This window comes from Phormidium sp. CCY1219 (assembly GCF_035615515.1).
GTDB lineage: Bacteria > Cyanobacteriota > Cyanobacteriia > Cyanobacteriales > Laspinemataceae > CCY1219.
The window spans coordinates 1-2,902 of the sequence record NZ_JAJENT010000817.1 but is presented as its reverse complement, the minus strand read 5'-3'; the positions used below and the strand labels follow the sequence as shown (position 1 = coordinate 2,902).

The following is a 2,902-nucleotide window of genomic DNA, read 5'->3' as shown; positions in this document are numbered from 1 at the left end:
CAATAATTTCATTCCAGATTGTGCCATACTCAGAAACTTCCAGCAATTGCTAGATTTTTCCGGGTTAAATGTATCTGCATAAGGAATGCGGCGAAGCGTGGAGGGCGATCGCCGAATAAACCGCCCCCATCAACCCACGGGATTCTTCACCGTTAAAATGCCCCGATCGCCGTCTAATTCCGCCTCAGCCCCCACGGGCAAGGCGGCATTTTCCCCATCGTGACCGAAGGGCAAATCCGACACAATGGGAATGCCTAAATCTGACAAGCGATCGCGCAAGACTTCCGCCACGGTAAAACTCGGGGGTTTGGCCACATTGTCGCACTGACTAAAGCGCCCTAATGCAATCCCGCGCACCTTTTCCAATGCCCCCATCATCCGCCATTGGGTCAGCATTCGATCGATGCGATAGGGTGCTTCGCCCACATCTTCAAAGGCGAGAATGGCACCGGTTAAATTGGGTTGGGCGCGGGTTCCCAGTAAGTGGGTGCCCACGGTTAAATTCGCCGGCAGTAAATAACCGGTGACGCGATCGCCCCCCCATCCTTTCCCTTGCAGTGGCGCGATTTCTCGTCCTTCCACTAAATCGAACAAGCGGTTTATCGACCATTCCGGTTCGTCGGAAATTGTAGTCAGCAAAGGCCCATGTATTCCCATCACCCCATGTTGGCACAAACTCCACAATAAACTGGTAATATCGGAAAATCCGATCGCCCATTTAGGCGTCACCGGGGCAGTGCTGACAATCGGGGAATTATCGGGGTTTGCTGGCGCGGTCCAAGTCCATTCTTCCAGCAATCTTGCCCCACCGTAACCGCCTCTAGCGCAGAGGATAGCGCCACAGTTCGGATCGTGCCATGCGGCGAACAATTGGCCACGCCGATCGCGATCGCTGCCTGCCAAATAGCCCCAAGCGGAATCGTAACCCTCGCTCAATTCCACGCGATAACCGCGCGATCGCCAAATCTCCACCCCGAGATCGAACCTTTCTCGCTCTCGCAGACAACCACTCGGGGCGATGACTCGCAACAAATCCCCCGGTTTCAACGGCGAGGGAACTTGCATTTTTGCACTGGATTTATACTGTTTTTCTACTCCCATTTTTACCTATTCAAACCACAACCGCACTGACACATCTGCTGTAAATACACCGGGTTTACACCCTCATCTGTAAGGGGTTTTCAATTGGCAAGATAATTATAGTTGGTTTGAGGAGTTAATTTTGAGCAGAAATTGATATTTCTCTATTTTTTTCCCTTCCTTTCCCCTGATGCTGCCCGAGAGTAGTTTTCAACTTGGCCAAACCGCGATCCCCTGCAGGGAAAGAGGATTTAGAATCAAAAATAGTGCCACACCGGTGGCGGTGGATTTCTGGACAAGATTTTTATCTCTTGAATTTTGCCGTTTCGCTGGGGATTTATTAATTTTCTGACTGCGAGAGTATATTTACCAAGAAGCGATGTAAGACGATAACGGAAATTGCCGGTGAGTCCGCTGTTTTGGGCGAATGCGGGGTGCCTGTTGCCACAGAGGGAGGGCAAATGGACAAGCAGGGGATAAATTAGGGGATATCCTCGGGATAATTTTCTGGGGGAGGACTGGTCCAATTTTGCAACCGGGTGCGAGTGTCAGCATGAGAGACAGAGCGGATGCGACTGAGTTGAGATAAAGCCCACTTTGCGGCTTCTTGAACCTCTGCATCCGAATCTTCAGCGGCGTGGCACAGGAGTTGGCTAGTTTGAGAGAGCAAGTGATAAATGCGGGTTAAATCGCGGATTGCGTTTTTGCGGACTTCCGGATTGGTATCTTGCAGGGAAAGGGCCAAAGCGCGATTCATCGGTTCGAGAGTGCGCGAGCCAATTTCCGACAAAGCGGCCAAAATTAAGCTGCGTTGTTTGGAATCGGAATTCATCAGTAAATGGATCAAAGGCTGAACCGCGCGGGTATCGCCTTGTTGACCCAGGGTCCAAATTGCCTTGCGACGCTCAGTGGGACTGCTATGACTGAGTTGTTGGATCGAGCGTTCCACATTATCGATTTTGGCAAGGGGGGGAGATTCGGGAACCGCGAGAGATTCAGTGGGGGAGGGAGAAGGTGCACGAGGAGGAGGAGGGGGAGGAGGGGGAGGAGTGTCTTGCGGTGGTGGAGGGAGCTTGTCACTCACCCCCACGGCGGGTTGGTGAGAGCCATTGGCGTCCCAAGTCGTCGGAGGTACGGGATCCGGCGGGCGATCGCTGTAGGTGGGAGGCATGGGGGGCTTGTCTTCCGGGGGGGGAAAGAATTCCGCCGGCATATCCCGATCGTCATCGGAGTCAGAATCCGGTGGTGGAGAGTCGCAATCCGGTTCCTCCTTGCCCGAATGAGTCAGCAAGTAAAACGCCCCGGCGAAGATGCCGGCAAAAGACAGAGTGCCGAAACCGAGTAACAGCAACCAGATTAAGTCTTTGGTAGAAAGGCCGGTTTTCTCAGATTTTGGGGCAGAGGTAGACTCGTCCGAGGTATCTTCTGAGGAAGATTGCGCCAAGAACAGGGAGTTGTCTGGGGTAGAGCGGGCGGTGGCACTCACCGAGAGGCGATCGGCGAGTAGAAACGAGTGCGTGTCGGGGGAGGAAAGCGGTACCCGAACAGAAGAATGGCTTGAGGTAGAGAGGGGGAAAGAGGGAGTGAAATCGTCAGCGCTATCTGGGGGGGGAGTTGAGGTAGGTGCGATCGCCAGGGTTTGTCCTGTGACAGAGGCATCGGGGGGGGCGATCGCAACCCTACCCTTGGCACTCGGAGCCAATCCCAGGCAAGTCAGAATGGTAATCAAGAATAAGGTGGGGTGGTAGGCGCTCATCAGAAATTAGGGTTGGTAAGGGGGAGAACGGAAACCCTCGTCATTTATGCGTAGGGAGGAGTTCTC

Annotated in this window: 2 protein-coding genes; both read right to left on the bottom strand. The window is 53.4% G+C overall.

All coding sequences use genetic code 11. From position 1 onward, the window contains the following. Positions 1-129: 129 nt before the first annotated feature. Positions 130-1,101, bottom strand: a complete 972-nt coding sequence (locus LKK83_RS25590; RefSeq protein ID WP_324634281.1) for a S66 peptidase family protein — start codon at positions 1,099-1,101, stop codon at positions 130-132. Between the two features lie 460 nt (positions 1,102-1,561). Further along, positions 1,562-2,836 carry a HEAT repeat domain-containing protein gene (locus tag LKK83_RS25585; protein ID WP_324634280.1) on the bottom strand — a complete coding sequence of 425 codons (1,275 nt, stop codon included), beginning with the start codon at positions 2,834-2,836 and terminating at the stop codon, positions 1,562-1,564. Between the last annotated feature and the right edge of the window lie 66 nt (positions 2,837-2,902).